At 66.4% G+C, this 4879-nt stretch carries 4 protein-coding genes; all 4 read right to left on the bottom strand.

All coding sequences use genetic code 11. The annotated features are described in order from the left end of the window. Positions 1-49: 49 nt before the first annotated feature. The 4 genes from VIB55_RS03180 to dxs all read right to left on the bottom strand — a co-directional run bounded on the left by VIB55_RS03180 (position 50) and on the right by dxs (position 4697). Complete coding sequence (locus VIB55_RS03180; RefSeq protein WP_331875217.1) at positions 50-775, bottom strand: hypothetical protein; 726 nt, start codon at positions 773-775, stop codon at positions 50-52. Between the two features lie 318 nt (positions 776-1093). Then, positions 1094-1699 carry a hypothetical protein gene (locus tag VIB55_RS03175; protein ID WP_331875216.1) on the bottom strand — a complete coding sequence of 202 codons (606 nt, stop codon included), beginning with the start codon at positions 1697-1699 and terminating at the stop codon, positions 1094-1096. 176 nt (positions 1700-1875) lie between these two features. Continuing rightward, complete coding sequence (locus VIB55_RS03170) at positions 1876-2760, bottom strand: NAD(+)/NADH kinase (RefSeq protein ID WP_331875215.1); 885 nt, start codon at positions 2758-2760, stop codon at positions 1876-1878. After that, a complete protein-coding gene (dxs, locus tag VIB55_RS03165) occupies positions 2757-4697 on the bottom strand; it encodes a 1-deoxy-D-xylulose-5-phosphate synthase (protein WP_331875214.1) in 1941 nt (646 codons plus the stop codon). Before dxs ends, VIB55_RS03170 begins: the two co-directional genes overlap by 4 nt. Between the last annotated feature and the right edge of the window lie 182 nt (positions 4698-4879).

Here is a 4879-nt window from a genome sequence, read left to right as displayed (position 1 = left end):
AGATTGGATTGGCCGTTGTGCACGACCGGGTTCCCCGTGGTGTCCTGCCTCATGCTCGCGAAGTAGATCCACCGCCGGTCGGGGGAGAACGAAGGCGTGAAGTCGAACCCCGGCGAGTTGATCTCGCCCGCCAGCAGCCGGGGGGCTGACCAGCCCTCAGCCGTGCGTCGGCTCGCGTACACGTCTGCCTGGCCGCGGCCCCTGCGCGATCACTCCAGAACAGCAGGGTTCGGCCGTCGCGCGAGAACTCCGGGTCGCTGTCGCTCGCCTCAGTGTTGACCTCGTCCAGCGCCTCCGCCGCCCCGAAACCGGTTGCGCCCTCACGCGAACGGTAGATGTCGAGCATCCGCGCACGCCCTCCGCGCGACGACGCGAAGTAGAGCGAACCATCGTGCCACGTGGGCCCCAGTTCCTGGGCACGGCTGTTCACCGCGGCGCCCAGGTGCTCGGGTGTTCCCCATCCCTCCTGCACCCGCGGCACGCGCCAGATGTCCAGGTCAGTGCGCGCCGAGTCCCGGTCCAGCGCGGGGCGGTTGGAGATGAAGTAGAGCGTGTTGCCGTCCGGGGAGAACGTGGGATCGGTGTCGCTGTAGCGCTCGTCGGTGAACGCGATCGGCTGGGCGGGGCTCCAGCGCCCGTCCCGCAGGTGCGAAACGAGGATGCGCGCGTTGCGGAACTCCGGCTCCGAGCGGGCGAACACGAGCGTGCGCCCGTCGGGACTCAGGCTGGGGTTGTACTCGTTCGCCGCGGTAGAGAGCGTCCCCTCGCCAATCAACTCGGCGGTGCCCGGCGGAGAATCGTCAGCGGAGGATGTCTGCTGAAGTGAGGCGCACGCCGAAAGAGAAAGCACGAGTAGCGCTGAGACGAAACGCATTTGGAGCGATGGGCAAAGAGTGGCACGCGACGCACCGTCTGCCACCGCGAATCCGGACGAAGTCGCTCAGAGACGCATGCAGTAGCGATCACTCCGTTCGCGCATGACTGCACTCACCAACCTGAGGTGAGCCGCCTAATGTACTGGATCACCGCGCTGGTCGGCTACCGGGGTTTATCGCCGTTGTTCGAGCCGGCCACGATCATGCCCCAGCAGCGGCTAACCGGTGTTGGCGATCAACACCATGAAAATTGCCAGAACAACGCCGAGAGCGATAAAGATACCGACACTGGCGAGCAGAGAGTACACGATGATGTTCTTGTACGACATACCCCAAAATTCCTTATAAGCTCTCAGGGTATACGCGCACATGTAAACGCTCATTGCTGCCAATCCGATCACGCCCCACTCAACATTCAGGAAGGAGAGGAGCGCTACTCCTGCGGTAAGATAACCATAAACGCCGTTGACGATCGCTGCCAGCACGAGGAATTCCTCGTAAGTCCGCGGTGCTTTACTTACGTCTCGAAAGATTTTGTATGTGATCGCGAGGAACAGCAGCGAGAAGATCGTGAATAAAACAGGTTGAGCGATCGCGGCAGCAAAAGACTGATCCCCAAGTCCAGAGAGCGACGAGCAAACGAAGTAGAGGCTGATTCCAGACGCGGCAAAGCGGAACGGGGGGACAGGCGGGTCCCAGGTGCGCTGCACGATGTGCATTGTCCTGGAAGCGGGAGTGGCGAGCAATGCGTTTAGAACGCGAAAGTTCGACGTCCACTCGCTCACTTTGAGCATTTCATCTACATATGATGCGACAGCGCTCATGATATCCTCCGCTTATCGACGAGGGGCAGGAGACGAGCGAGCACGTACTCAATCCTTTACGCCAGACGAATACTTTGTCGAGCGCGATCAGCCTACTAGCTACCACGATAAAAGTTACACCCGCATCGAACAACCAAACATTTGGGTACTGGAATCAACTCTGAAGGCCCCATCGCCTACTCCCGCTCCGCCAGATCTCCCCACTTGAGCTTGCGGCGGAGCGTGGAGAAGAAGGTCTGGCCGGGGAAGCGGACCAGGCGCACGGGCGTGGGCGCGCGCCGGACGACCACGCGCTGGCCGGGGACCAGCGTTTCGCTTTCCTGGCCGTCGATCGTCAGCAGCAGCTCCTGCGTGGGCGACAGCACCTCCACCGTCACCGTTTCGTCCGCGGGCAGGATCAGCGGGCGGACGCCGAGGGTGTGCGGGCAGATGGGCGTGGCGATGATGCAGTCCACCGTCGGCGAGACGATGGGGCCGCCGGCGGAAAGCGAGTACGCGGTCGATCCGGTCGGCGTGGCGAGGATGATCCCGTCCGCGCTGTAGCTGCCGACCACGTCGCGCGTCGCCGTCATGCTCAGGCGGATCACCCGCGCGGCGCCGCCCTTGTGCAGCACGGCGTCGTTCAGCGCCAGGTGGTCCCTGCCCCGCTCGCCGTCCGCAGTTTCGGTGTGCACCAGCAGCGCAAGCCGTTCGTCGATGGAAAACTCCCCCGCCAGCCAGCGCGACAGCCCCGCCTCCATCTCGTCGCGCGGCGCCGATGTCAAAAATCCGAGGTGCCCCAGGTTCACGCCCAGGACGGGGATGCCCTCGCGCGCCACCATCCGCGCCCCGCGCAGCAGCGTGCCGTCTCCGCCCAGCGTCAGCAGCAGGTCCAGTCCGTGGCAGGCGTCGGCCGTCAGCTCCTGGCCGTCGCCCACGTGCTCGCGCAGCGGCGGCTCGTAGAAGAGCGAAACCCCCTCCCGCCCGGCAAAACTTGCCAGGCGGGCGAGGGTTTCCTTCAGCAGCGCGTAGTCCGAATGGCCGACGACGCCGACGCGGCGCGTTACGGGCGGGGCGCTCACGCCGTCTCGGCCAGGGAGCGCAGGGGCCGGCCCAGCAGCACCCGGGCGCGCGCGACGATCCCCTCCGGCGTCAGCCCCAGCTCCGCGAGCAGCTCGGCGCGCTCGCCGTGCTCCACGAACTCGTCGGGGAGCCCCATCGAGGCGCCATGCACGTCCGGCCAGCGGTCGTCGATGGCCTTGCGCACGTACGCGCCGAAGCCGTTTACCACCGTCCCCTCCTCCACCGTCAGCACGGCCTTGTGCTGCGGGAACAGGCGCTCCAGCGCTGCCTCGTCCAGCGGCTTGATGAAGCGGCAATCCACCACCGTGGCCGAAATCCCCTCGCGCTGTAGCACCTCGGCCGCGCCGACGGCGGGGAGCACCATCGTCCCTGTGGCCAGGATCGCCAGGTCGCGCCCCTGCCGCATCGTCTCCCAGGTGCCGTGCGGGATGGCGGGAATCTCCGCCACCGGCTTGGGCAGCGCGGGCACCAGCTCGCGGGGGATGCGGATGGAGAACGGGCCGCGGTCCCACGACAACGCCGTCTTCATCAGCCCGATCAGTTCGTCGGCGTCGCGGGGCGCGGTGACGGTCATCCCCGGGACCGACAGCATGTAGCCGATGTCGATGCCGCCGTGGTGCGTGGCGCCGTCATCCCCCGCGATGCCGGCGCGGTCCATCACGAAGGTGACGGGCAGGTCCTGGAGCGCCACGTCGTGGACGATGGAATCGAACGCGCGCTGCAGGAAGGTCGAGTAGATGGCGACGACCGGCTTGATCCCCTGGGTCGCCAGCCCGGCCGCGAAGGTCACCCCATGGCCCTCGGCGATGCCGACGTCGAAGAAGCGGTCCGGGTGCTCCTTCTCGAAGATGTCCGTTCCTGTCCCCGTCGCCATGGCGGCGGTAATGGCCACCACGTCATGGTCCTCCCGGGCCAGCTCGGTCAGCGCCTCGCCGAACACCTGCTGAAAGCGCGGCATTCCGCCCGCGGCGGACTTCTTGAGCGGCGCGCCGGTTTCCTTGTCGAACAGGGCGGCGGCGTGCCACTTCACCTGGTCGGCCTCGGCGGGGGCGAAGCCCTTGCCCTTGGTGGTCAGCACGTGGACCAGGCGCGGGCCCTTCATCTTCTTCACCTGCTCGAAGGTGCGGACCAGGGCGTTGATGTCGTGCCCGTCCACGGGGCCCACGTAGCGGAAGCCGAGCTCCTCGAAGAGCATGCCTGGAACGAACATCCCCTTCAGCGCGTCGTCGGCGCGGACGGCGAAGTGCTCCACCATCTCGCCCACGGTGCCCAGCCGGGGCGCCGCGTGCACGATGCGCTTCACCTCGTCGCGGATGCGGTTGTACAGCGGCGAGGTGCGCACGTCGGTGACGCGCTTGTGGATGCCCAGGTACTTGTGCAGCGCCCCCACGTTGGGGGAGATGGACATCTCGTTGTCGTTGAGGACGACGATGAGGTCGCGGTCGGTGTGGCCGGCGTTGTTGAGCGCCTCGTACGGCAGCCCGCACGTCATGCTGCCGTCGCCGATGACGGCGATGGCCTCGTAGTCTTCGCCCTTGATGTCGCGCGCGGCGGCGACGCCCACGGCGGCGGAGATGGAGGTGCCCGCGTGCCCGGCGCCGAACACGTCGTACTCGCTCTCGTCGCGGCGCAGGAAGCCCGACAGGCCGTGGCGCTTGCGGATGGATTCCATCCGGTCGTTGCGCCCGGTGAGGATCTTGTGGGGATAGGCCTGGTGGCCCACGTCCCAGATCAGCTGGTCGCGCGGCGTGTCGAACACGCGGTGCAGGGCGACGGTGAGCTCCACCGTGCCCAGGTTGCTGCCGAAGTGGGCGCCCTTGTGGCGCGAGACCACGTCGATGATGCGGTCGCGCACCTCGCCGCACAGCGCGGGAAGCTCACTCTCGGGGAGCGCGCGAACGTCGTCGGGGCTCTTTATTCTATCCAGAAGCGCCACTTGCGGCTCCTCGTTCTGATTCGGTCAGGATGGCCGGCCCGGCATCTCACGCGCCGACCTCGTCCAATTTATCTGCTGAGCGCCGCTCGGCCAACCTTTGCACCGGGTTCGACGGGTTTCTTCGTGAGACACCCGGCTGATCTCGTTCCGCCGCTCACTTTATCGTACAAAGCAAACAGCGG

The sequence above is a fragment of the Longimicrobium sp. genome, assembly GCF_036554565.1.
GTDB lineage: Bacteria > Gemmatimonadota > Gemmatimonadetes > Longimicrobiales > Longimicrobiaceae > Longimicrobium.
Note: the sequence above shows the minus strand (reverse complement) of the source record. Positions and strands in the feature narration are given on the sequence as shown.

Coding starts and splice junctions, on each gene's coding strand:
- VIB55_RS03175 (WP_331875216.1), bottom strand. CDS start 1,699: ATGAGCGCTGTCGCATCATATGTAGATGAAATGCTCAAAGTGAGCGAG.